The 23022-nt window shown below is 71.3% G+C and carries 22 protein-coding genes; 12 read left to right on the forward strand and 10 right to left on the reverse strand.

The window, feature by feature from the left end; all coding sequences use genetic code 11:
- The first annotated feature begins 344 nt into the window (after positions 1 to 344).
- Positions 345 to 1214: a LysR family transcriptional regulator gene (locus E1267_RS31115; RefSeq protein ID WP_132337726.1), complete on the forward strand. Its 870-nt coding sequence runs from the start codon at positions 345 to 347 to the stop codon at positions 1212 to 1214.
- Between the two features lie 335 nt (positions 1215 to 1549).
- Here E1267_RS31115 and E1267_RS31120 read toward each other — a convergent pair whose 3' ends face one another.
- The gene (locus E1267_RS31120; protein WP_132337728.1) at positions 1550 to 2896 is read right to left on the reverse strand and encodes a sensor histidine kinase; all 1347 of its coding nucleotides are present in this window, start codon (positions 2894 to 2896) and stop codon (positions 1550 to 1552) included.
- Positions 2889 to 3563, reverse strand: a complete 675-nt coding sequence (locus tag E1267_RS31125) for a response regulator transcription factor (protein ID WP_132337730.1) — start codon at positions 3561 to 3563, stop codon at positions 2889 to 2891. Before E1267_RS31125 ends, E1267_RS31120 begins: the two co-directional genes overlap by 8 nt.
- 145 nt (positions 3564 to 3708) lie before the next feature.
- Here E1267_RS31125 and E1267_RS31130 point away from each other — a divergent pair, with 145 nt between their 5' ends.
- From E1267_RS31130 to E1267_RS31140, 3 genes are read left to right on the forward strand one after another with little or no spacing between them, the layout of a single operon-like run.
- Entirely contained in the window at positions 3709 to 4851 is a 1143-nt protein-coding gene (locus tag E1267_RS31130; protein ID WP_246064365.1) for a LolA family protein, read from the forward strand.
- Positions 4848 to 5834, forward strand: a complete 987-nt coding sequence (locus E1267_RS31135) for an ABC transporter ATP-binding protein (RefSeq protein WP_132337734.1) — start codon at positions 4848 to 4850, stop codon at positions 5832 to 5834. The genes E1267_RS31130 and E1267_RS31135 overlap by 4 nt, the downstream gene beginning before the upstream one ends.
- A complete protein-coding gene (locus tag E1267_RS31140; protein ID WP_132337736.1) occupies positions 5821 to 6783 on the forward strand; it encodes an ABC transporter permease in 963 nt (320 codons plus the stop codon). Before E1267_RS31135 ends, E1267_RS31140 begins: the two co-directional genes overlap by 14 nt.
- Before the next feature lie 54 nt (positions 6784 to 6837).
- Here the strand turns inward: E1267_RS31140 and E1267_RS31145 are convergent, their stop codons facing one another.
- Entirely contained in the window at positions 6838 to 7557 is a 720-nt protein-coding gene (locus tag E1267_RS31145; protein ID WP_132337738.1) for a YcnI family copper-binding membrane protein, read from the reverse strand.
- 42 nt (positions 7558 to 7599) lie between these two features.
- Entirely contained in the window at positions 7600 to 8136 is a 537-nt protein-coding gene (locus E1267_RS31150) for an MFS transporter (protein WP_132337740.1), read from the reverse strand.
- A 147-nt stretch (positions 8137 to 8283) separates the two neighbouring features.
- Here E1267_RS31150 and E1267_RS31155 point away from each other — a divergent pair, with 147 nt between their 5' ends.
- Positions 8284 to 8739: a hypothetical protein gene (locus E1267_RS31155; RefSeq protein WP_246064366.1), complete on the forward strand. Its 456-nt coding sequence runs from the start codon at positions 8284 to 8286 to the stop codon at positions 8737 to 8739.
- On the opposite strand, the gene E1267_RS31160 is transcribed toward E1267_RS31155, so the two are convergent.
- The 3 genes from E1267_RS31160 to E1267_RS31170 are packed head-to-tail and all read right to left on the reverse strand — an operon-like array spanning position 8736 to position 10964.
- The gene (locus E1267_RS31160) at positions 8736 to 9485 is read right to left on the reverse strand and encodes an ABC transporter ATP-binding protein (protein WP_132337744.1); all 750 of its coding nucleotides are present in this window, start codon (positions 9483 to 9485) and stop codon (positions 8736 to 8738) included. The genes E1267_RS31155 and E1267_RS31160 overlap by 4 nt on opposite strands.
- Before the next feature lie 2 nt (positions 9486 to 9487).
- On the reverse strand, positions 9488 to 10276 hold the full coding sequence (locus E1267_RS31165) for an ABC transporter permease (protein WP_246064367.1): 789 nt from the start codon (positions 10274 to 10276) through the stop codon (positions 9488 to 9490).
- Entirely contained in the window at positions 10269 to 10964 is a 696-nt protein-coding gene (locus tag E1267_RS31170) for an ABC transporter permease (RefSeq protein WP_246064368.1), read from the reverse strand. The genes E1267_RS31165 and E1267_RS31170 overlap by 8 nt, the downstream gene beginning before the upstream one ends.
- Positions 10965 to 11320: 356 nt before the next feature.
- Here E1267_RS31170 and E1267_RS31175 point away from each other — a divergent pair, with 356 nt between their 5' ends.
- The 3 genes from E1267_RS31175 (at position 11321) to E1267_RS31185 (ending at position 15024) form a co-directional block, all read left to right on the forward strand.
- Entirely contained in the window at positions 11321 to 12229 is a 909-nt protein-coding gene (locus E1267_RS31175) for an alpha/beta hydrolase fold domain-containing protein (RefSeq protein ID WP_236667892.1), read from the forward strand.
- Positions 12230 to 12327: 98 nt separating this feature from the next.
- Positions 12328 to 13164, forward strand: coding sequence for a siderophore-interacting protein (locus E1267_RS31180; protein ID WP_132337748.1), 837 nt, complete (start codon positions 12328 to 12330; stop codon positions 13162 to 13164).
- Positions 13165 to 13365: 201 nt separating this feature from the next.
- On the forward strand, positions 13366 to 15024 hold the full coding sequence (locus tag E1267_RS31185) for a serine/threonine-protein kinase (RefSeq protein ID WP_165959894.1): 1659 nt from the start codon (positions 13366 to 13368) through the stop codon (positions 15022 to 15024).
- Between the two features lie 88 nt (positions 15025 to 15112).
- On the opposite strand, the gene aceA is transcribed toward E1267_RS31185, so the two are convergent.
- Positions 15113 to 16396 carry an isocitrate lyase gene (gene aceA, locus E1267_RS31190; RefSeq protein WP_132337752.1) on the reverse strand — a complete coding sequence of 428 codons (1284 nt, stop codon included), beginning with the start codon at positions 16394 to 16396 and terminating at the stop codon, positions 15113 to 15115.
- 508 nt (positions 16397 to 16904) lie between these two features.
- Here aceA and E1267_RS31195 point away from each other — a divergent pair.
- The 4 genes from E1267_RS31195 (at position 16905) to E1267_RS31210 (ending at position 21481) form a co-directional block, all read left to right on the forward strand.
- The gene (locus E1267_RS31195; protein ID WP_425465105.1) at positions 16905 to 18377 is read left to right on the forward strand and encodes a helix-turn-helix domain-containing protein; all 1473 of its coding nucleotides are present in this window, start codon (positions 16905 to 16907) and stop codon (positions 18375 to 18377) included.
- Positions 18378 to 18410: 33 nt separating this feature from the next.
- Positions 18411 to 19337: a glucosyl-3-phosphoglycerate synthase gene (locus E1267_RS31200; protein WP_132337754.1), complete on the forward strand. Its 927-nt coding sequence runs from the start codon at positions 18411 to 18413 to the stop codon at positions 19335 to 19337.
- Between the two features lie 80 nt (positions 19338 to 19417).
- On the forward strand, positions 19418 to 20626 hold the full coding sequence (locus tag E1267_RS31205) for an acyl-CoA dehydrogenase family protein (protein WP_132337756.1): 1209 nt from the start codon (positions 19418 to 19420) through the stop codon (positions 20624 to 20626).
- A gap of 324 nt (positions 20627 to 20950) precedes the next feature.
- Positions 20951 to 21481 carry a pyridoxamine 5'-phosphate oxidase family protein gene (locus E1267_RS31210; RefSeq protein ID WP_132337758.1) on the forward strand — a complete coding sequence of 177 codons (531 nt, stop codon included), beginning with the start codon at positions 20951 to 20953 and terminating at the stop codon, positions 21479 to 21481.
- A gap of 23 nt (positions 21482 to 21504) precedes the next feature.
- On the opposite strand, the gene E1267_RS31215 is transcribed toward E1267_RS31210, so the two are convergent.
- Positions 21505 to 21858, reverse strand: coding sequence for a CorA family divalent cation transporter (locus E1267_RS31215; protein ID WP_246064369.1), 354 nt, complete (start codon positions 21856 to 21858; stop codon positions 21505 to 21507).
- Between the two features lie 181 nt (positions 21859 to 22039).
- A partial coding sequence (locus E1267_RS31220; RefSeq protein ID WP_220449760.1) for a Rossmann-fold NAD(P)-binding domain-containing protein occupies positions 22040 to 23022 on the reverse strand: 983 nt, incomplete at its 5' end.

The raw sequence follows: 23022 nt of genomic DNA on the forward strand, positions 1-23022 counted from the left end.
AGGTGTATAAGAGACAGGGGTACGGGCCGCCGCCCTGCGGCTGCGGCTGGCGGTAGCCCGGCGGCGGCCAGGGCAACGAGGGTGGCCGTTGGGGCTGCCCTGGCCCTTGTGGCGGGGGTGGATACTGCCCGTTCCCTGTCACCGTGTCTCCCCGTTCACGCGGTTGTCTGGTTTCAGTGGCTTTGCGCCGCGACTTGGCGGACCCTTGCCAAATTTGGGGCAAAAGCATACTGATTTATCACCCGTCACGGATGTAGCGGTACTCGGTTACGGTCCGAAATCATTCGAGGTGATCTCCGCTATCTTTCGGTCCCGAGGGCGGGCGGTGTCCTAGCTTCTTTGGCATGAATCTCCAGCAGCTCCGCTATGTGGTCGCGACTGCGGAGCACCGCACCATGACCGACGCGGCAAGATCGCTCTACATCGCGCAACCCGCACTGTCGCGGGCCATCCGCGATCTTGAGCGGGAGCTCGGCATGACGCTCTTCGCTCGTTCCGGCCGCGGCGTGGTCGTCACCGCGCAAGGTCGCCGGGTGGTGAAACTGGCAAGGGAGGCGCTCGACGCGGTTCACGAGATCGAGGGTCTGTCCAATCACGCCGGCACCACCGAGGCCGAGCTCCGCATCGCCGCCACGCCCAGCCTCGAACCCGGTCTCGCGGGGCGGTTGTTGCCCGCCTACGCGGCCGACCATCCGGGAGTGCGCGTGCACATCGTCCGCTGCGACGGCCGCGACGGCGTCGTCAGCGCCATCAGGGATCAGCGGGCCGATCTCGGGCTCACCGATCTCCCCGTGCCCACCGACCTCATCACCCACCCGCTCGAACGCCAGGAGATCGTGCTGATCTCCCCGCCCGGGCTCGAACTCCCCAACCCCGTGCCGATGGGCAAGCTGAACGGCATGCGCCTGGCGCTGCCCGCCCGCGGCAGCATGCGGCGCAGAGAGCTCGACGCGATGTTCGGCAAGTTCGCGGTGACGCCCGTGGTCGTGCTCGAAACCGACGAGCGCAACGGCTGGCTCAACGCGGTACGCGCCGGTCAGGCGTCCCTGCTGTGGTATCGCGGCATGGCCGAACAGGCCGGTCGCGCAGGCCTGGTGGTGCGCTCACTCGAACCCGCGGTACGCCGGATCATCGCCGTGGTCCACGCCCGGCGCCGCTTGCCGCTCATCGCCCAGGACTTCCTGGCCACCGCAGAAAAGGGGACAGCCGCCTGACCACTTTCGGAACGCTCCATGTCCATCCACGACCAGCTGTGAAGGGCCCGGACCATTCCGAGCCCGGGGCCCTGCCGAGCATCACGTGCCTGTGAAGGGCCCATGAAGGCCGCGGACGACGTCGTCGCCGGCCTCTGATTCCCCAGCACCTCCCGGAACCCCCGCCGGCGTGTGCCTTCCTGGCACGTGACAAGACGCCGTCCAGGCAGTCCCCGGCGAAAGAGCGTTTTCGCGTACGACGCGGCGCAGGGCTCCGGCAGGATCGCCCGCGATGCTTGACACCGCGCACGAGCCCGCGGCAGGGTCGTGGCCCGCACAGGTACGGCGGGCCGGGCCTAGCGGGACACCGGCAGCCGTACCACGGCCCGCAACCCCGGGCCGGCGTCCTCCAGTGAGACCGTGCCGCCATGCGCCCGCACGGTCTCGCGGACGATCGCCAGCCCGAGGCCGGCGCCGCCCTCGTCGCGGCTGCGCCCGGAGTCGAGCCGGGTGAAGCGGTTGAACACCCGATCGCGGTCCTGCTCGGGGACGCCGGGGCCGTCGTCGGTCACCGTCAGCACACCGTCGCCGGTCAGCGCCACGTCGACCTTGGAGGAGGTGTGGCGTACCGCGTTGTCCATCAGATTCGTCAGCACCCGGCTCAGGTCGAGGGCGTCGCCGCGCACGACGACCGGGTCGCACACCGTCAGCCGTGCCTCGCCGTACCGGTCGACGACCTGGCGCACCACGTCGTCGAGGTCGACGGGCTCGCGCCTGGCGGGCACGCCGCCGCGCTCGTCCAGCCTGGCCAGTGCCAGCAGGTCCTCGGCCAGCCTGGCCAGCCGCATCGTGTCCTCGAGCACGCCCTCGGCGGTCTCCTGCCAGTCCTGGCCGCCAGGGTGCCCGAGCGCCACCTCCAGCTGCAGCCGGATGCTGGCCAGTGGGCTGCGCAACTCGTGCGCGGCGTCGGCGACCAGCGCGCGCTGGCGCTGCTCGGCCTCCTCCAGCCGGGCCAGCATGTCGTTGAGCGTCGTGGCCAGCGAGTGCACCTCGTCCCGCGACTGCGGCACCGGCAGGCGGCGCGACCTGGCCGTGTTCGTGACCTCCGCGGCGCCCCTGCGCAGGGCGGAGATCGGCTGCAGCGTACGGCCGATCATGAGCCAGCTCGCCACCGCGAGCAGCACCACGAGCGCGGGCGTGCCGACGAACAACACCCTTGCGGCCGTGGCGAGGCTCGTCTGGATCTCGCTGATGGGCCTGGCCGCCACCACGGTCTGGCCGCGGTCGGCGCGCAGCACGATCACGCGCAGGAACCCCGGCATGGCGTACGGCCGCCCGTCGAGCAGCGTGGCCTGCCCGTCGGCCAGCACCTGAGCCCTGGCCTCCGCGTCGAGCAGCGGCACCAGCCGGTCGGCTCCGTACGTGACGTGCGTGATCCGCCCGCGGTCGTCGATGACCTGCACGATCGTGCCGTCGTGGGTGGTGATCGGGCTGGTCAGCGTCCCGGCGTCGGCCGCCACGCGCACGGCCTGCGCCTGCGCCCTCGTCGACTCGTCCACGGTGTCGATCAGCGCCCGGTCGAGCACGCTGAGCAGCACCGAGGCCGACACCGCCAGCGCCAGCGCCAGCACTGCGGCGGCCGCCACCGTGAGCCGGAACCGCAGCCCCTGCCGCCGCCACCAGGCCAGCGGCGAGTCAGCCACCGTCCCCCGCCAGCCGGTAGCCGGCGCCGCGCACGGTCTGCAGCGCGTTCCTGCCGAAGGGGGCGTCGATCTTGCGCCGGAGGTAGCCGACGTACACCTCGACCACGTTGGGGTCGGTGTCGAAGGTGTCCCACACGTGCTCCAGGATCTCCGTCTTCGACACCACCTCGTCGCGCCTGCGCAGCAGGTATTCCAGCAGCGCGAACTCCCTGGGCGTCAGCTCGACCGGCCGTTCGCCCCGCTGCACCCTGCGCCGCGCCGGGTCGAGCGACAGGTCGCCCGCCACCAGCACCGACGGCCGCCGCCCCGTGTCGCGCCGCAGCAGTGCCCGCAGCCTGGCCACCAGCACCACGTACGAGAACGGCTTGGTCAGGTAGTCGTCGGCGCCCAGGTCGAGCCCGTCGGCCATGTCGTACTCGCCGTCCTTGGCCGACAACATGAGGATGGGCACCCAGTTCTCCTCGGCGCGCAGCCGCTTGCACACGTTGTAGCCCGACAACTTCGGCAACATGATGTCGAGCACCACGACGTCGTAGGCCCCGTGCCGGGCCGCGTGCAGCCCCTCCTCGCCGTCGTGGGCGAGGTCCACGGCGAACCCCTCCGCCTGGAGCCCCCGCTGGAGCGCGGCGGCCATCCGCCGCTCGTCCTCGACGACAAGCACTCTCATGTGGCGATTCTCCTGTCCTGGGGCTGAGACGGCGCTGAGAAGGCTGAGAGCCGTCTCAGAAAGTCTCAGGTCCGCCTAAGGATGCATGACGCAGGCTCTGAGCATCGACATACGGTAAAGGAGTGAGATGCGAAGAGGAACGTACGTGAGGTGGGGGGTCCCGGTCGCGGCTGCGGCCGTCATCGGAGCCGCCATCGGCGCCGGCCCGGTGATCGCCGCCGTGAGCGGCGATCCCGTCCTGCCGGAGCGCTCGGCCCAGCAGCTGCTGGCCGACGCGGCGTCGGTCACCAGCAAGGCGGGCGGCGTGCCACCGATGTCCGGCACTGTCCAGCAGACGGCGTCGCTCGGCCTGCCCGCGCTGCCCCAGACCGGCGACACCTCGCCGCTCAGCCTGCTGTCCGGCTCGCACGAGGTGAAGGTCTGGTACGGCGCCCACGACAAGGTGCGGATGGCCATCCCGACGCAGCTGAACGAGACCAACCTGATCCTCGACGGCGACCAGGGCTGGTACTGGGACAGCTCCACCAACACCGCGACCAGACTGACGGTCAAGAAGGGCGCCGGCCAGGAACACCGCACGCCGATGCCGCAGGCGTCCGACCTGACGCCGCAGCAGCTGTCGGAACGGCTGCTGGCCGACGCCGAGCAGTACACCGACGTCCGGGTGGTCAACACGGCGGAGGTGGCGGGCCGCCCGGCCTACCAGCTCGTGCTGTCGCCCAAGGCGGAGGGCTCGCTGGTCCAGGAGGTACGCATCGCGCTCGACGGCGAGACGTACGTCCCGCTCCAGGTCCAGGTCTACGCCAAGGGCTCGGCCGAGCCGGCGTTCCAGGTCGGGTTCACGCAGGTGACGTTCACGCCGCCGGCGCCCGAGAACTTCGCCTTCGCCCCGCCCGCGGGCGCCAAGGTGGAGGAGAGGACGCTCGGCGACATGCCCCACGGCGAGCACGTCGCCGAGGAGCGCGCCGAACAGGCCGAGCACGTCAAGGACCGCGTGAAGGTGGTCGGCGACGGCTGGGCGAGCGTGGCGGTCCTGCCCTTCGACCAGAAGGAGCTGGTGGCCAAGGCGGCGCAGGCCCCGAAGGGCGGCGAGCGGTTCGGCCCCGACGCCGACCCGAAGGCGCTGCTCGACAGCGTCCTCAAGTCCGCCACCCCGGTGAGCGGCCCGTGGGGCTCCGGCAAGCTCATCAAGACCAAGCTCGTCACCGCCCTGCTGACCGACGACGGCCGCATGCTGGTCGGCCCGGTCACACCGGAGGAGATCACCAAGGCGGCGGGCATCAAGTGACCGCCGTCACTCAGGAAGCGGGGGCGCCCTTCGGGGCGGCCCCGCCCCCGGGGGCCGATCCGGGGGAGAGCGCCATCGTCACGCACGGCCTGACGAAGCGTTTCCGCGGCGGCCAGGTCGCCGTGGACGCGCTCGACCTGGCAGTGCCCCGCGGCTCGGTGTTCGGCTTCCTCGGGCCGAACGGCTCGGGCAAGACCACGACGATCCGCATGCTGCTGGGCCTGGTCGCGCCGACGGCCGGCGACTACTCCGTGCTGGACCTGCCCCTGGCCCAGGCGCTGCCCAGGGTCGGCGCGGTGGTCGAGGGACCGGCCTTCTACCCGTACCTGTCCGGCGAGGCCAACCTGCGGCGCTTCGACGCCGCCGACCCGACCGCCCGCGGCGGCACCGCCGCGCGGCGCATCGCCGAGGCGCTGGAACGGGTGGGCCTGTCGGCGGCCGCTGGCAAGCGTTACCGCAACTACTCGCTCGGCATGCGCCAGCGTCTGGCCATCGCCGCCGCCCTGCTCGGCCCGCGTGAGCTGCTCATCCTCGACGAGCCGACCAACGGCCTCGACCCGCAGGGCACGCGCGAGGTCCGCTCGCTGGTCAAGGAGATCGCCGCGGACGGCACCACGGTCTTCGTCTCCTCCCATCTGCTGGCCGAGGTCGAGCAGATGTGCACGCACGCCGCGATCATGCGGACCGGCAGGCTCGTGGCGCAGGGCACGATCGCCTCGCTCCGCAGCGGCCTGGTCGTCCGCGTCCGGGTGGAGACGCCCGACGCCGCCGACGCGGCGCGGGTGCTCGGCACGCTTGGCCTGCCCGACGTGCGCCGATCCGGCGCGGAGGTCACCGCCGAGTTGGACGGGCGCGTGCCTGAGCAGATCAACGCCGCGCTGGTGGGGGAGGGCGTGGCCGTGCGCGGGCTGGCCGTCGTCCGGCCCAGCCTGGAGGACGTGTTCGTCGGACTGACAGGGGAGGGCTTCGATGTCGGCGGCTGAGACGGCGGCTGAGACGGCGGCTGAGACGGCGACCAGGCGCACACCGGGGCTCGTGCCGGTCGGGGAGACCCTGCGCAGCGCCGAACGCGGGCCGCGGCAACCCGCCGCGGACCCCGGCACGCCGCCCGCCCGGATGCCGTGGTCGTTCTGGCGGCTGCTCGGCTCCGAGCTGGGACTGACGTTCCGCCGGCCGCGCAATCTGCTGATGCTGGCCGCCCTGGGGGTCGTGCCGATCGTCATCGGCGTCGCCCTGCGGGTCGTCGCCGCCGAGGACGGCATGGGCGGGATCATCGAGGACGTCGCGGGCAACAGCCTCATGCTGACGTTCGTCTCGTTCTCGTTCCTCGTGCTGCTGTTCATGCCGGTCGTCGTCAGCGTGGTGGCGGGCGACTCGATCGCGGGCGAGGCGGGCGCGGGGACACTGCGCTACCTGCTGGCCGCGCCGTCCGGGCGCACCCGGCTGCTGGCCGTCAAATATGTCAACGCGGTCGTCTTCGCGTACGCCGTCACCGCGGCGGTGGCGCTGCCGGCGCTGGCGACCGGGCTCGTCCTCTTCCCCGCCGGTGACGTGACGCTGCTGTCGGGCACCACGATCTCGATGGGCGACGGGCTGCTGCGCATCGTCATCGCCGTCGGCTACGTGGGCGCGGGCATGGCCGCCCTGGCCGCCGTCGCGCTGGCCATGTCGACGTTCACCGAGGTGTCCATCGGGGCCATCGCCGCCACCATCGTGCTGATCATCGTCTGCCAGGTGCTGCGCGCGATCCCGGAGCTCGGCTCGATCACGCCGTACCTGCTGCCGACGCGGTTCACGAACTTCGACGCGGTTCTGCGCAGCCCCATCGACACCGCGGCGATGGGGGAAGGACTGCTGGCGTTCGGGGCGTACATCCTGTTGTTCGGCTCGATCGCCTGGGCCCGGTTCTCCGGCAAGGACATCACCTCCTGAGACCCGCACACGGACGGGCGGGGGGCGCCCCGGGAGGGCGCCCCCGCCCATCCGCTAGGAGGAGGCGCGGCGCCGCAGGCCGAGGAAGCCGATGACGACGCCGGCCACACCCACCACCAGGCCCGCGCCGCCCAGCAGGCGGGCCGTCCCGTCGGACGCCGACGCCGCCGCCACCGGGGCGACCGAGGGCGTGGCACCTGCGGCGGCGGCGGACGGCGAGGCGGAGGTCGCCGTGTCGCCGCCGGCGGCGGGCACCAGCTTGAGCAGCGGGGCGGGGTGCTCGGCCTCGGTGCCGTCGGCCTTGGGGGCCTCCGACCAGTCGACGACCTCGCCTCCGGAGTAGGTCTGCTTCGTCGGGAACATCAGGGAACCGGTGTCGGTGGGCAACTGGCCCATGGACACCTCGAACTCCTGGAACTGGCCCGGCTCGATCTCGCCGCCCGACCAGACGACCTTGGTGACGGCCTCCTCCAGTTCGCCGTACTCGGTCTTGACCGGCGCGGGGAGCTTGCCCTCGGTGACCTTGACGTCCCACCCGGGCACGGGCTTGACCGACACGAAGGCCAGCGGGTGGTCGGTGGGGAAGGAGACCTCGATCTTGGTGGTCGAGGCGTTGTCGCGCTCGTTCGGCACCCGGAAGGCGACCTTGGTGAACGAGCCCTGCTCGGCGGTGCCGGGCTGGACCGTGACGTGGGCCAGCGCGGGCAGCGCGAGGCCGGCGGTGAGAGCGGTGGTGGCGGCGAGCACGGTCGCCGCGCGGCGTGCGAAGGACATGCGGAAACTCCACTTGGTCGAAAGGTGATGGGGCGTCAGAGGTCAGGCGGGAAGTGGAGGACCACGCCTGGACACGCAGTGCCGGAAGCCCGGCTGGAGCGGCACCACCCTGGTGCGGACGATCGCCGCGGCGGGCCGGGGGGAGAACACGGCGAGCGGTGCGAGCAGCACGAGACGGTGGCCGATGCGGCGCAGCAGCGACCAGAGGGCGGCCTCGCCGCGCGAGAGCCACAGGCCCGTGATCACCGTGGCCGTCAGGTGCGTGAGCAACATGCCGGTGCCGACGGCCAGGCCTCCCTGGGCGTGGCCGTGCACCGAGACGTAGGACGCGCCGTCGCCGGCGAACAGTTCGTGCAGCCCGAGTTGCGCGCCGACGAGCACGAGGTTGATCGTCGGGGCCGAGCGCTCCCTGCCGCACAGCGCGAACCCCAGCGCGGACACGCACGCGAGCCCGAGCGCGGCGGTCCACGGCGCCGGTGCGTCGCCGCCGCCCAGCACGTGGGCGAGGGCGGCGAGGGTCACGCAGACAGCGGCGAAGGCGGCCGTCCGCGCGAGCCTGAGAGGAAGTCGCGCGCCCATGAGTGTGCCCCATGTTCTCACGGGGCAGGGGCATATGAGGTCCTGAGATCGAAGCTGCACAATGCCTGGGCCGAAAATGGCTTTTGTCGCTAGGGTCGTGCCCACCACGTCGACATTGAGGTGAGAACGTTGCGGCACTTAGCTGGTTTGCTCATCGGGCTTGTGGTGACGGCCGCTGTGCTGGCAGGCGGAGGATGGGCCGTCCAGCAGGCGGCGGGGGGCTCCGTGGCGGCCGCACCCGACAGCCAGACGTTGTGGATCGCGCTCGGCTCGATGGCCGCCGTGGGACTGGTGGTCGGCCTCGTGGTGGCGGGGCGGGTCTCGCCGCTGGCGACGTTCCTGCCGTCGATGGTGCTGCTGGCCTGGACGGTCGTCTACGCGCTCGACGTGAACAGGGCGCTGTCGTTCGTCCCCGTCGAGCCGTCGATGCACCAGCTCGTCAGGGAGGCCGGCGCCGGCGCCAGGACACTGCTGACGACGGGCGTGTTCGCCCTGCTCGGCGTGGCCCTGTTCATCCCCGTGCTGATGCCGTCGCGCTGGTCGAGACGTGACGACGACGTCGACGAGGAGTACGAGACCACGCCGGAGCGCAGCTACTACTAGGCGGTGCCGCTGCCGGTGTAGAGGCGGGAGACCACCTCCTCGATGTCGGACTGGTCGGGGGCCGTGGCCATGAGGTCGCCGAGTGTCCCGTCGAAGGCCAGCTGGCCGTGGTCGATCAGCATGACCCGCCGGCACAGGCGCTCGATGTCGCCCAGGTCGTGCGTGGTGAGCAGCACGGTGGTGCCGCGCTCGGCGTTGAGCCGCTTGAGGAAGTCGCGGATGCCGGCCTTGCTGACCACGTCGAGCCCGATCGTCGGCTCGTCGAGCACCAGCACGTCGGGGGCGTGCAGCAGCGCCGCCGCGAGGTCGCCGCGCATGCGCTGCCCCAGGCTGAGCTGGCGCACCGGCGTGCGGATGAAGGAGCCGAGGTCGAGCGTGGTGGTCAGCTCGTCGAGCCGCGTGCGGAACGTGTTGCGATCTACTTTGTAAAGGTGCCGGATCAGTTCAAAACTGTCGGCCAGCGGCAGATCCCACCACAACGTCGTACGCTGCCCGAACACCACGCCGATCCGCCGGGCCAGGGTGGTGCGCCTGCGCGACGGTTCCAGGCCGGCCACCCGCACCGTTCCCGAGGTGGGCGTGAGGATGCCGCACAACATCTTGATCGTGGTGGACTTGCCCGCGCCGTTGGGCCCGAGGTAGCCGACGAACTCTCCCGGCGCGATGGTGAACGACAGGTCGCGTACGGCGTGGACGAGGCTTCGTCTCACCTTGAACGAGCGCCCGGCCCGATCAAGCTCGATCATGGTCAACTCCCCGTGGATCGGTAGTGCCTGATGCCCTGCCGCCAGGCGAGCCCGGCCGCCAGGACGAGGGCCAGCGCGGCGGCCGGCCCGAGGAAACGCATGAACTCCGGCGTGCCGAAGGGATCGTCCCTGCCCAGCACGTACAGGCCCGGCTGCCAGTTGACGAAGGCCATCGGGAGCACGTAGGTCACGCCCTTGACCAGGTCGCGGGCGTAGACGGCGAGGGGGTACTGGGTGAGCTGCTGGCCGCCGTAGGTGAAGGCGTTGCCCAGCTCCGGCGCGTCCGTGAGCAGGAACTGAGCCGCGCCGACCAGCGTCCAGAGCGCGGCGAAGATGACGAACCCGGTGACCACCATGACGGGGATCATCCAGAGTCGCCGTCCCTCCAGATCGAGCACCGCGACGGCGTAGCCGAGCACGAGCACGGCCTGCAGCACGCGGCCGAGCCTGTTGGGGTTGAAGCGGTCGGTGGTGAGCTGCAGCCACGAGCTGACGGGTCTGATGAGGAACGTGTCGAAGGTGCCGGCCTTGATGTGCTGGCTGACCCGGTCGATGTTGCTGACGAGGAGGTCGCAGAGGGCGAACGACACGCCCGCGGCGCCGTACAGGAAGAGCACCTCGTCGCGGGAGAACCCGGCGAGGGTGGTGGTGTTGGCGAAGACGATCAAAATCACGGCGACGTCGAGCGTGGTCGTGATGATGCCGAGCACGGTCATCAGCGCGAAGGAGGCGGGATAGGCGGCGGCGGCTCGGGTCCAGGTCCAGGCCAGCCGGGCATAGAGGCTAACCACCCTGGATCACCACCTTGTGGCGGATCGCCCTGGTGGCCAGCGCGCCGAGCACGAGCAGGACCGTCGCCCAGAACGCCTGGAAGGCGAGTGTCTCCATGACGGCGGCCTTGCCGAGGTAGAGGTCGGTGGGCAGCTGGACCATGGCGGCCCACGGCAGCGACCTGGCGACGTCGGCCAGCCACCCGGGGAAGATGTGCAGGGGCAGCATCATGCCGCTGAAGAACGTGGTGAGCACCATCGACAGGACGGCCACGCCGCGGTCGTCGATGAGCCAGCAGACCGACAGCGCGATGAGGTAGCGCCAGCCGAAGCTGACGACGACGGCGAGCGCGAAGCCGGCCATGAACGCCGCCCACCTGCCGGGGTCGCCGGGGACGACGACGCCGAAGACGGCCGCGCCGACCAGCATGGGCGGGATGCCGCGGACCAGGAACAGGTAGGAGGCCCTGCCGACGTCCTCGGCGAAGGACCAGGCCTGGAGCGGGGCCGGGCGGACGAGGTCGAGCGCGATGTCGCCGCTGCGGATGCGTTCGGGTATGGCGAGGCCGCCGCCGAACAGCTGCATCGGCGCGATGAACGCCTGGGTGACGAAGCAGTAGGTGATGGCGTCGGCGATGTCGTAGCCGGCCAGGCCGGGGCGGGCCTGCCACAACGCGATGAGGATGTAGGCGCGCAGGACGCCGAACACGCTGTTGGTGAAGGCGCCGGCGAGCGCGGCTGCGACGTAGGTGGAGTGTTTCCTGAAGCCGTACCGGACGAGCCGGGCGTAGAGCGGTATGGTTTTGCACCTCCGGGGGGTGATGACACGGTGACATACCGTGTCCGGACCCGTGCGCGGGTCTGCCGACGAGAAAGCAGGAAATTATCCGCTGGAGGATCGGGGGCTCGCAACGCAATTTGGAGCTGCGAGGATCGGATCCGTACTGACCGGTAGGAGCGGATGAGAAGGGGAAGGGGTCTTACCGGAGGACCGATATGCGCATAGATGGGGACGTAGTTCCTCAATACCCCCTGAGCTGGCAGGCCCGCGCGCTCACCGGTTTCATGCGCGGCACCGTGAAGCCCGCGTCCAGCCTGCTGATGCGCCATCCGCTGGCGCTGGTCTGCGCGGCCAGGCTGGGTGACCTCGCGCGGCTGGTGCAACTGCCGTACCCCGAGCAGGTCGCGGTCGCGCCCGCGCACCTGTCGTCGTGCGGCGGCGAGTGGGTGCGCGGCGGGGAAGGGCTCGACGAGCGCAAGGTCGTGCTCTACTTCCACGGAGGCGGGTACTTCTCGTGTTCGCCGGGGACGCACCGGCCGATCACGTGGCGGTTGTCGGCCGCGGCCGGGCGGCCGGTGCTGGCGCTGGACTACCGGCAGGGGCCGGTGCACACGCTGGCCGACTCGCTGTCCGACGCGATGGACGCCTACGACTGCCTGCTCGGGCGTGGCCACGCGGCCGGGGACATCGTGCTCGCGGGCGACTCGGCCGGCGGCCACCTGACGCTGGCGACCCTGCTCGCGCTGCGCGACCGGGGACTGCCCCTGCCCGCCGCCGCGATCTGCCTGTCGCCGTGGACGGACCTGACCGACGCTCCGCGGCGCGCGAACCGCTGGCAGGACCCCATGCTCCCGGAGAGCCGGGTGCGCTGGCTGGCCCGCCGGTGGACCTCCGGCCTGGATCCGCGGGATCCGCTGGTGTCGCCGGTGCACGGCGACTTCACGGCGCTGCCGCCTCTCATGATCGTGACGGGGTCGACGGAGGTGCTGCGCGACGAGGGCAGGCGCGTCGCCGAGCGGGCCCGCCGGGCGGGGGTGGCGGTCAGATATGAGGAGTGGGACCGTATGCCGCACGTCTTCCCGATCCTGGCGGACGTGCTGCCGGAGGCGCGGCTGGCGTTCCGTCACATCGCGAGATTTCTGGGGGCGGTGGCCGGCCGGCCGGGCTCACTGGAGGATCCGGCCGCGGCATGAATTACGTCGTGTCCCTTTTTTATGGCGATCGGCCTGCGGCTGGCGATCGGAAGCATGTAAGGTTAGGTATACCTAACCTGAGTCAGGGGGCTGTTTGAATGGCTGAGAAGCCCGCAGATCATCACAAGGGCGTCGTCCTGCGGACCGAGTGGATCTCGCGGCACATGGTACGCGTCGTGCTGGGGGGTGACGGGCTGTCCGGCTTCGCCACCACGGGGTTCACCGACCACTACGTCAAGCTGGTCTTCCTGTACGACGACGTCGACTACCCCAAGCCGTTCAGCGTGAAGGAGTGCCGCGCGACGATGCCGCGCGAGCACTGGCCACGGCTGCGCACCTACACCGTGCGCGCCTGGGACCCCGACGCCCGCGAGCTGACCCTCGACTTCGTCGTGCACGGCGACGAGGGGCTGGCCGGGCCATGGGCCGCCGCGGCGAAGCCGGGGGACGTGCTGCTCATGCTCGGCCCCGGCGGCGGCTACGCACCCGACTCCGAGGCGGGCTGGCACCTCCTCGTGGGTGACGAGAGCGCGCTGCCCGCGATCGCGGCCTCGCTCGAAGCGCTGCGGGAAGGGGCACTCGCGCACGTCCTGGTCGAGGTGGACGGGCCGGGCGACGAGCAGAAGCTCGACACCGCCGCCGACGCGCGGATCCTGTGGCTCTACCGGGGCGAGCGTCCCGTGGGCCAGGCGCTCGTGGAGGCGGTGCGGGAGCTGGAGTTCCCCGAGGGCGACGTGCACGCGTTCGTGCACGGGGAGGCGGGGTTCGTGAAGGTGCTGCGCCGGCACTTGCGGCTGGAGCGGGGGATCCCGATGGACCGGCTGTCCATCTCCGGCTACTGGCGCGCGGGCGTGGACGACGAGGGCTGGCGGGCGGTCAAGAAGGATTGGAACCGCCAGGTCGAGGCGGAGGAGGCCGCCGCCATCGCGTCCTGAACCCGGTCCTCCCCAGGAACGGAACACCACATACGCCCCACGGCTTCCTCACTCCGGAGGAACGATCGCCTTACCTCTGATACCGCTTGCGCAAGACGTACGGAAAGCCCGCCTGGATGCGGTCACAGTGTGCTGTGCCATGGTCCAGACAGGAAGGGCGAAACCCGGATGGCGCGTGGTGCGAGTGACCTGTCTGCCGGCGTGCGACCGCTTACGGCGTGCGACCCGGTCATCATCGGGCGATATCTGCTGCTGGGCCGCCTCGGTGCGGGCGGAATGGGAGTCGTCTACCTGGCCGAACACGCTCAGAGTGGCCTGGTAGCGCTCAAGACACCCCATACGGTGCATCTCAACGATGCCACGTTGCGCGCCCGCTTCGCCGAGGAAGTGGCTTTCTCGCGCAGACTGGTGCCGTTCTGCACGGCGGCGGTCGTCGAGGACGGCACCGACCATGACCGGCCCTATCTGGTCACCGAGTACATCCCGGGCCCCGCCCTCTCCCAGGTCGCGTTCGCGGAGGGGCCGCTGACCCCCGACCGGGCCTACGGTGTGGCGCTCGGCGTCGCCGCCGCGCTGGTCGCCGTCCACGAGGCCGGGCTGGTGCACCGGGACCTCAAGCCGGCCAACGTGCTGCTGTCGCCGCGAGGTCCGCGCGTCATCGACTTCGGCATCGCCCGCGACGTCGACACGCTCTCCGCCCACACGCAGGCCGGCCAGGTCATGGGCAGTCCCGGGTGGGTGGCGCCCGAGCGGCTGACGGGCGCGGCGGCACTGCCGGCGTCCGACGTGTTCGCGTGGGGGTGCCTGGTGGCGTTCGCGGCCACGGGGCACCACCCGTTCGGGAGCGGGGAGGCGGACGTGCTGACCCGGCGCATCCTGTTCGAGCCGCCGCGGGCCGAGGGCGTGCCCGCCCTGCTGCGGCCCGCCGTCGAGGCGGCGCTGGCCAAGGAGCCCGCCGACCGGCCCCGGGCCGCCGACCTGCTGCGGGTGCTGCTCGCCGCCGGCGGCGTCGGCGATCCGCAGGATCTGCGCCGTGCGGTCGACGAGGTGCTGCGAAAGATCTGGACTCCCGTGCCGTACCCGCCGGGAGGGGGACGGGTACGGCACGGTGACGCCGCCCCCGGAGAGCCGGGCGGCGCGTGCTCCGGCGAGGCGTGCGGCGAGCCCTCCGGTGAGGCGGTCGTGGAGCGTTCCCGCAAGGGCCGGAGGGCAAGGGCCGGGGCGAGCCTCGCGCACGCCGGCTTTGCCGCGCTGGCCACGGTGTCGATCGCGGCCATCACGGTGATCGCGGCCTCAGGAGCGGACGGCACGCCCATCGGAGGCGGCTCGCTGCTGCCCGGCGACCCGCCGTCCGCCGCCCGGCCGGAGGGCAGCGCCGTGTCCACCACACGCCCCACCCCGGCCGGGCGCGTGCCGCCCACCCGGGCCATGCCTGCAACGGGGCCTGCAACGGGGCCTGCAACGGGGCCTGCAACGGGGCCTGCAACGGGGCCTGCAACGGGGCCTGCAACGGGGCCTGCTACGGGGCCCGCGACGAGGCAGGCGACGGATCCGGCCACGCCCACGGTGTTCGTCACGCGCACCCGTACGCCGGACGGCGCCCGCAGTCCTTCGCCCCGGCGGTGGGACATCCGGCACCCGCGAGCACCCTGGTCCGGCTCCGCCGCGCCGCAGGAGCCCGGCGGGGACGACCCCGGCGCGTGCGCGGCCCCGGCGGGCAGGAGGCGCGGCGCCATGCCCAGGCGGGACTGCCCGCGGCCGTCGTCGTCGATCACCACGATCCCCCAGGACGGGCCGGGCGAGTCGCCAGGTCCGTCCACGCACGCCCCTGACACTCCGACGCCCGCCGGCTCCTCATGACAAAGGCCGCGCCAGCGCTGGGGAGGACTGGCGCGGCCGCCGCCGGGGACCCTCCCATGCCCTGGAGGTGGCCGGCGCGTTCAGGTGCTCAGTGGGCGAACTGCTCCTCCTCGGTCGAGCCCTTGAGCGCGGTCGTCGAGGAGTCGGGGGCCACGGCCGTGCTGACCAGGTCGAAGTAGCCGGTGCCGACCTCGCGCTGGTGCCGGGTCGCGGTGTAGCCGCGCGCCTCGGCGGCGAACTCCGCCTCCTGCAGCTCCACGTACGCCGGCATGCCGTCGCCCGCGTACCCCCGGGCCAGGTCGAACATGGAGTAGTTGAGGGAGTGGAAGCCGGCCAGCGTGATGAACTGGAACTTGTACCCCATGTGGCCCAGTTCCCGCTGGAACTTGGCGATCGTGGAGTCGTCCAAATGCTTCTTCCAGTTGAACGACGGCGAGCAGTTGTAGGCGAGCAGCTGGTCCGGGTGCTCGGCCTTGATCGCCTCGGCGAACTCGCGGGCGATCTGCAGGTCGGGCGTGCCGGTCTCCATCCAGAGCAGGTCGGAGTGCGGCGCGTACGCCAGGCCGCGCGCGATGCACGCCTCCAGCCCGTTCCTGACCCGGTAGAAGCCTTCGGCGGTGCGCTCGCCGGTGGTGAACGCCTGGTCGCGCGGGTCCACGTCACTGGTCAGCAGTGTCGCGGCCTGGGCGTCGGTCCGCGCGATGATCAGTGAGGGGACGCCGCAGACGTCGGCGGCGAGGCGGGCGGCGTTGAGTGTCTTGACGTGCTGGCCGGTGGGGATCAGCACCTTGCCGCCGAGGTGGCCGCACTTCTTCTCGGAGGCGAGCTGGTCCTCCCAGTGCACGCCCGCGGCGCCGGCCGCGATCATGCCTTTCATCAGCTCGAAGGCGTTGAGCACGCCGCCGAACCCGGCCTCCGCGTCGGCCACGATCGGAGCCAGCCAGTGCGGGCTCTCGACGCCTTCCGACCACGTGATCTGGTCGGCCCGCAGCAGCGCGTTGTTGATGCGGCGGACGACGGCCGGCACGGAGTTGGCCGGGTACAGGCTCTGGTCGGGGTAGGTGTGCCCGCCCAGGTTGGCGTCGGCGGCGACCTGCCAGCCGGACAGGTAGATCGCCTTCAGCCCGGCCTTCACCTGCTGGACGGCCTGGTTGCCGGTGAGTGCGCCGAGCGAGGCGACGTAGTCCTCGGTGTGCAGCAGGGCCCACAGCCGCTCGGCGCCGAGCCGGGCGAGCGTGTGCTCCTCCTGGACGCTGCCGCGCAGCCGGATCACGTCCTCGGCGCTGTACGTACGCTCGATGCCCGCCCAGCGCGGATCGTTGTCCCATTCGTCCTGCAGCTGCTCGGCAGCTCCCTTGAGGCGATCCTTCATGATCACTCCTTCGTCGTCCCCTGGGGCTTACGCCGAGTCTCTGCCCCGGGCCACACGGTCGAAAGTCGGCGACGATGGGAAGATTCACGAAAATTATCGAAATATGCTCTACCTGCCGGTATTCTTCGGAGAAGAAATCGCGAGTTTTCCACGAACCGGCATGCTCGTGTTCGTTCGCGTCCGGCCGACGGCACGGCGGTCACCTCCTGCCGCTGATGGCGATGCGTACCAGATTGCGCTTCCGCCCCGTACGGAGCGCGGCGGGACGGGTCGAGGGCCAGCTTGGGCTCGCCGCCGAACCACTCGCCCGCCGGCCCGGTCGCGATGGCGCGCATCCGGCTGGACCCGCGCTGACCGGCCGTGACGGTTCCCGTATCCGGGACACGGGTTCCGGCCTGAGCCGGAACGGGCGGCGCGCGCGTCCGGCGGTGCGGGTGTGCTCCGACCGGCCGAGCGCTTGGTGTCCGAAATCTAGAAAATGGCTGGTTTTTCTGCCTAAGATGCCGACATGGGGCCGTTGCTCGGTGAAGAACCGCTGTCTTTGACGCAGGAGCTGGATCTGATCGCCTTTGGCCAGCGCCTCCGTCACCTGCGTAAACAGCGCGGCCTCACCCTGTCCGACCTCGGGTCGCGCGTCGGCAGGGCGCCCAGCCAGCTGTCATTGCTGGAGAACGGCAAGCGCGAGCCCAAGTTGTCGCTGCTCAAGTCGCTCGCCTCGGCCCTCGGCGTGCCCGTCGAGGAACTGCTGCGCCGCCAGCCGCCCAACCGCCGCGCACAGCTCGAGATCGCGCTGGAGGAGGCCCAGCGCGACCCCATCTACGCGGGGCTCGGCCTGCCGCGGCTGAAGGTCTCCGCGCGCGTGCCGAACGACGTGCTCGAACATCTCCTCGGTCTGTACGGCGAACTACGCGCCCGGCAGGCCCGCGGCACGGCCACCCCCGAGGAGGCCCGGGTCGCCAACGCCGAGCTGCGCCGCCGGCAGCGGGAGGTGGGCAACTATTTCCCCGACATCGAGAAGGCCGCCGCCCAGGCGCTCGACGCCGTCGGCTACCGTACGGGCGCCCTGTCGCAGAGCATGATCCAGGGGCTGGTCACGCACTTCGGCTACACGGTGCACACCGCCCAGGACCTGCCGCGCTCCGTGCGCTCCATCACCGATCTGCGCCACCGGCGCATCTACGTCAAACACGAGCAGCTCGGCATGCACACCCCGCGTACGATCCTGCTCCAGACGCTCGGCCACCTCGCGCTCGGCCACGACAAACCCCGGGACTTCGCCGACTTCCTGCGCCAGCGCACCGAGGCCAACTATTTCGCCGCAGCCGTGCTCGTCCCCGAGCGGGCCGCCGCGCCCTACCTCCAGGAGGCCAAGGCGCAGCGGGCGGTGTCGGTGGAGGACCTGCGCGACGTGTTCGCGGTGTCGTACGAGATGGCCGCCCACCGCTTCACCAACCTGGCCACGCACCATCTCGGACTCGTCTGCCACTTCGTGCGCAACGACGCCGGAGGCATCATCTACAAGGCGTACGAGAACGACGGCATCGTCTTCCCCGCGGACGAGCAGGGGGCCATCGAGGGGCAGCGCATGTGCCTGCAGTGGTCGGGGCGGCAGGTCTTCGCCTCACCCGACCGGTTCTCGGTGTTCTACCAGTACTCCGACTCGCCCACCGGGACCTATTTCTGCGTGGCCCACGTCGATCCGTCGCGCGAGCGGGACTTCGCCATCACGCTGGGAGTGCCGTACAAGGAGTCGCGCTGGTTCCGGGGGCGTGAGACCACCAACCGCACCCGTTCCGGCTGTCCCAACGGCGACTGCTGCCGCCGCCCGCCCGCCGGGCTGGCCGAACGGTGGGAGGGGTACGCCTGGCCGTCCGCCCGCGCCAACTCCCACGTCCTGGCCGCGTTGCCGCCCGGGTCGTTCCCCGGGGTGGACGAGGCGGACGTTTACACCTTTCTGGAGCGCCACGCCACCACCCCCTAAGCTGAAATGTGGGGATACGGGGGGAGGGGTCGCATGCTGCGTGAGGTGCGTACATGGTTGCGACGCCGTACTTCGTGCGTCACGGACTGGCCGCTGCGGGACCTGGTGGCCGCCAAGGGCCGTACGACGGTGAGCGTGGTGCTCCCGGCCCGCGATGAGCGGGAGACCGTGGGGGAGATCGTCACGGTGATCCGGCGGGAGCTGGGCGGGCTCGTCGACGAGATCGTGGTCATCGACTCGCGCTCCACCGACGACACCGCCTTGGTGGCCGCGCGGGCCGGGGCCACGGTGCACGCCCAGGACGAGATCCTGCCGCGGCTCAAGCCGCTCGACGGCAAGGGGGAGGCGCTCTGGAAGTCGCTGGCGGTCACCTCGGGGGATGTGCTGGTGTTCGCCGACGCCGATATCCGGAAATTTCGCCCTTCACTGGTATTTGGGTTGCTCGGGCCCATCCTCGCCGACCCGACCGTGGTGTACGCCAAAGCGTGCTATGACCGTCCCCTCAACGGCTGCTCCAACGGCGGCGGCCGCGTCACCGAACTGGTCGCCCGCCCCCTGATCAACCTCCACTGGCCGCGGCTGGCCGGGTTCGTGCAGCCGCTGGCGGGTGAGTACGCCGGCCGGCGCTCCGCCCTGGAACGGGTGCCGTTCCTGACCGGCTACGGCGTGGAGCTCGGGCTGCTCATCGACCTGCTCGAACTGGCGGGGCTGGACGCGTTCGCGCAGGTGGACCTGGGCTCGCGGGAGCACGCGCCGCAGTCCACGGAAGCCTTGGGAGGGATGGCGTCCCAGATCATGCTGGCCGCGTGGTCCCGGCTGGAACGCCAGGGCAAGATCGAGACCTGCCACGCGCCCTCGCTCCGGCTGGCGCAGTTCCGCAGGGCCGGCGACGGGCACGACGTCCTGCTGACCGACATCGGCATCGCCGAACGCCCACCGATGATCACCATGGCGGCCTGAACCCCGTACCACCGGCACCTTCGCGGGCGGCTCTACCCACGGGTAAGGTGTTACCGGCGGTAACGAGCAAGGGGTGCTGCATGAGCGCTTTCTGTCCCGAGCCCAGCGACGACGTGGCCGAGGTGCGCGACTGGGTGCACGCGTTCGCCCGCGACGTGATCCGCCCGGCGGGCGCCGAGTGGGACGAGCGCGAGGAAGCCCCGTGGCCGGTCATCCAGGAGGCGGCGAAGATCGGGCTCTACTCGCTCGACTTCTTCGCCACCCAGTGGTTGGAGGAGAGCGGGCTGGCACTGCCGGTGGCGTTCGAGGAGATCTTCTGGGGCGACGCGGGCATCGGCCTGTCCATCGTCGGCACCGGGCTGGCGGCCGCGGCCCTGGCCGGCAACGGCACGCCCGAGCAGGTGGGGGAGTGGCTGCCGCAGATGTTCGGCTCCGAGAGCGACGTCAAGCTGGGCGCCTTCTGCGCGTCGGAGCCGGACGCCGGGTCCGACGTCGGCGCCATCCGCACCCGCGCCGTGCCCGACGGGGACGACTGGGTGCTGGACGGCGTCAAGGCGTGGGTCACGAACGGCGGCATCGCGAACGTGCACGTGGTCGTCGCCTCGGTCGACCCGTCACTCGGCACCCGCGGCCAGGCCTCCTTCGTCGTGCCCCTGGGCACGCCCGGCCTGTCCATGGGCCAGAAGTTCCGCAAACACGGCATCCGTGCCTCCCACACGGCCGAGGTCGTACTCGACGACGTCCGCGTACCAGGCTCCTGCCTGCTGGGCGGCAAGGAGAAGCTGGAGGCCAGGCTGAGCCGGGTACGCAACGGGGAACGGGCAGGGGAGCAGGCGGCGATGCGCACGTTCGAGACCACCCGCCCGGCCGTGGCCGCGATGGCCGTGGGCATCGCGCGGGCCGCCTTCGAGTACGCCAGGGACTACGCCCGCGAGAGGGAGCAGTTCGGCCGCCGGATCGGGTCGAACCAGGCCATCGCCTTCCTGCTGGCCGACATGGCGGCCCGGGTCGACATCGCCCGCCTGCTGACCTGGCGAGCCGCCTGGATGGCCAGGAACGGCAGGCCCTTCGAACAGGCGGAAGGCTCGATGTCGAAGCTGGTCGCGGGAGAGACGGCGGTGTGGGTGACGGAGCAGGCCATCCAGATCCTGGGCGGGGCCGGCTACACCCGCGACCATCCGGTCGAGCGTTTCCACCGCGACGCCAAGATCTTCACCATCTTCGAGGGCACGTCGGAGATCCAGCGCCTCATCATCGGCAGAGCGGTCACCGGCCTGCCGGTCCACTGAGGACGCCGCACGTCAAAGGGAGGACATGTCCGCAGCACCGTCATTGCGGCCACCTGACCGATCCCTCGCCGCTGTGTGACCCTCAGTTCTGCCTCAACGGCTCCGGGCCGCCGGAACTGTCGGTCAATGGCCTCGCGGACGCGGTCGTGCGACGAAGGCAGCATGCGTCGGAGCGATCCGGTTTCATCGTAGTGGCGATGCCGCACGTGCAAGTCATCGATGCCCCAGCGGAACAGCAGCTTGTGCGTGACCGCTGTACGGCAGGGGCGGGCAGAGGCGCCGGTGTCGCGATGAGTTTTCCTCCTCGCGACGGTCTCAATATGCATGAGCGAACAAGCACCCAACGAGACCGCGAACCTCGACCGCTACGGAGACGCGGAGCTGCCGTGGAGCCGCGCCCGTGACGCGCTCGCCGCCGTGCCGAGCCCTGACGTCACGTATTTCCTCGGGACGTGCCGCCTGGACGGAACGCCGCACGCGGCGGGTGTGGGTGCGCAGTGGCTGGACGGCGAGCTCTACTTCACCAGCAGCCCGGCCGCCCGCAAGGCGCGTGACCTGGCGGCCAACCCGCGCTGCACGATCTCCGTCCGGCTGCCCGGCATCGATCTCGTCCTCGACGGCAGCGCGGCCAGGGTCACCGATGCGGCGACGCTGGAGCAGGTCGCCGCCGGCTATCGCGCGGGCGGCTGGCCTGCGGAGGTCGACGGTGACGCGCTCACGGCGCCGTTCAGCGCGCCCAGCGCGGGGCCGCCGCCCTGGCAGGTCTACCGGTTCGCCTTCCGCACGGTGGTCGGCGTCGCGACAGAGGAGCCGTACGGCGCGACCCGCTGGCGTTTCGGAACGCGCCGGCCGTAGCGCACGCGGGAGCGGGTGGCGGATCACAACCATCCGCTCCTGGGAGCAGCCGGTGGACGACGAGCACGGCGACGACCATGAGGCGCAGGCTCAGGGATAGCCGAGCGACCAGTGGAGTTCGGCATGTGGTCGAAGTTCATGCCGTAGATCCAAGCCATCATGGTGGGGACGGCGATGACGGCCGCCCATGCGGAGATCTTCCGCATGTCGGCGTTCTGCTGCATGGCGACCTTGTTCTGGTCACGTCCCACCAGGGTCAGGTGGGCGCTCAGAGCGCTGGTGAGCAGGTCGTTGTGCTCGTCGACCTGGGAGTCCACGCGCAGCAGGTGGTCCAGTGCGTCACGGAAGTGGTCGCGGGTGCCGTCGCCCAACGCCACCGGCCCTTCACGATCTCCTCCAGCACCGGTATGGGCGGGTCCTGGGCCGTCCCGAACTCCAGGACCTCGCGCTTGAGCGGGTAGGTGTCGGCCGTGACGTCGTCGTGCTCGCCGCTGAAGACCCGGCGCTCCAGTGCAGTAGATGGCCTTGTCGACAATCATGGTGAAGATTGCCGCGTGGTCATCCGCCCGCGGGCGCGCGGCCCAGGGCGTCGAGGAGTGCGTGCTCGCGCTTGGCGCTGAGGCCGGCGCGTCGTTCGCGGTCGAGGCCCTGCTCGCGTTCCCAGGCCAGCGTGTCGGACACCAGTTCGGCCCGGGGCCGATGGCGCAGCCCCGCGGCCTGCGCGGCGGCGCCGCTGCGGGCCGACCAGCCCTCCCAGCCCGGCTCGACCAGCCACATCGGCAGTGACTCGGCCCCCATGTACTGGGTCACGCCGTTCTCCAGCAGCCAGGCCGATCCGGCGGTGACGACCGGGCCGGTGTGGCCGCCGGCGGCGCGGCACAGCGCGATCCAGGCGTCGAACGGGACGACGGGGCCGACGGCGTTGTAGGTGCCGGTGGTGCCGCGCTCGGCGGCGTCGAGCAGCCAGGCGGCCAGGTCGCGTACGTCGATGACCTGCGTCGGACTGTCCGGCGTGTCAGGGACCAGCATCGGCCCGTGCGGGTCGCGCGCGGCACGGGCCACCCAGTAGCCGGAGCGCCCGCTGTGGTCGCCGGGGCCGCCGATGAGCCCGGCGCGGGCGATGAGCAGGCGGTCGCCCACAACGGCCTCCGACGCCTGCTCGCAGGCGACCTTGGCCTCGCCGTAGAGCTCGCGGCCGACCTCGTCGCGGTCGGTCGGGGCCAGGAGCGGGGCAGACTCGTTCATGCCCGGCTCGGCGTGGGAGGCGTAGGCGTTGCCGGAGGAGACATAGGCCCAGTGCCGGGCCCGGCCGCCCAGGGCGGCGAGCGCTTCGCGGACGAAGCGGGGCTGCCACGACACCTCGACGACCGCGTCCCAGTCGCGGCCGAGCAGCGGCGCGTACGCCGAGGGATCGCGCCGGTCGGCCGCCACCAGCGCCGCGCCGTCGGCCACCGCCCCGCTCTCGCCGCGCGCCAGGCACGTCACCCGGTGCCCGCGCTCGATCGCCTGCCGGGAGACCTCCCGGCCCACCCATGCTGTCC

Origin of the sequence: Nonomuraea longispora (assembly GCF_004348345.1) — a bacterium.
GTDB lineage: Bacteria > Actinomycetota > Actinomycetes > Streptosporangiales > Streptosporangiaceae > Nonomuraea > Nonomuraea longispora.

Bases quoted from the DNA above. Each gene is read 5' to 3' on its own strand.
- E1267_RS31125 (WP_132337730.1), bottom strand. From the start codon at position 3,563: ATGAGAGTGCTTGTCGTCGAGGACGAGCGGCGGATGGCCGCCGCGCTC.
- aceA (WP_132337752.1), bottom strand. From the start codon at position 16,396: ATGAAGGATCGCCTCAAGGGAGCTGCCGAGCAGCTGCAGGACGAATGG.
- E1267_RS31140 (WP_132337736.1), top strand. From the start codon at position 5,821: ATGTCGGCGGCTGAGACGGCGGCTGAGACGGCGGCTGAGACGGCGACC.
- E1267_RS31205 (WP_132337756.1), top strand. From the start codon at position 19,418: ATGAGCGCTTTCTGTCCCGAGCCCAGCGACGACGTGGCCGAGGTGCGC.
- E1267_RS31160 (WP_132337744.1), bottom strand. From the start codon at position 9,485: ATGATCGAGCTTGATCGGGCCGGGCGCTCGTTCAAGGTGAGACGAAGC.
- E1267_RS31180 (WP_132337748.1), top strand. From the start codon at position 12,328: ATGGCTGAGAAGCCCGCAGATCATCACAAGGGCGTCGTCCTGCGGACC.
- E1267_RS31195 (WP_425465105.1), top strand. From the start codon at position 16,905: ATGGGGCCGTTGCTCGGTGAAGAACCGCTGTCTTTGACGCAGGAGCTG.
- E1267_RS31175 (WP_236667892.1), top strand. From the start codon at position 11,321: ATGCGCGGCACCGTGAAGCCCGCGTCCAGCCTGCTGATGCGCCATCCG.
- E1267_RS31200 (WP_132337754.1), top strand. From the start codon at position 18,411: ATGCTGCGTGAGGTGCGTACATGGTTGCGACGCCGTACTTCGTGCGTC.
- E1267_RS31115 (WP_132337726.1), top strand. From the start codon at position 345: ATGAATCTCCAGCAGCTCCGCTATGTGGTCGCGACTGCGGAGCACCGC.
- E1267_RS31145 (WP_132337738.1), bottom strand. From the start codon at position 7,557: ATGTCCTTCGCACGCCGCGCGGCGACCGTGCTCGCCGCCACCACCGCT.
- E1267_RS31150 (WP_132337740.1), bottom strand. From the start codon at position 8,136: ATGGGCGCGCGACTTCCTCTCAGGCTCGCGCGGACGGCCGCCTTCGCC.
- E1267_RS31210 (WP_132337758.1), top strand. From the start codon at position 20,951: ATGAGCGAACAAGCACCCAACGAGACCGCGAACCTCGACCGCTACGGA.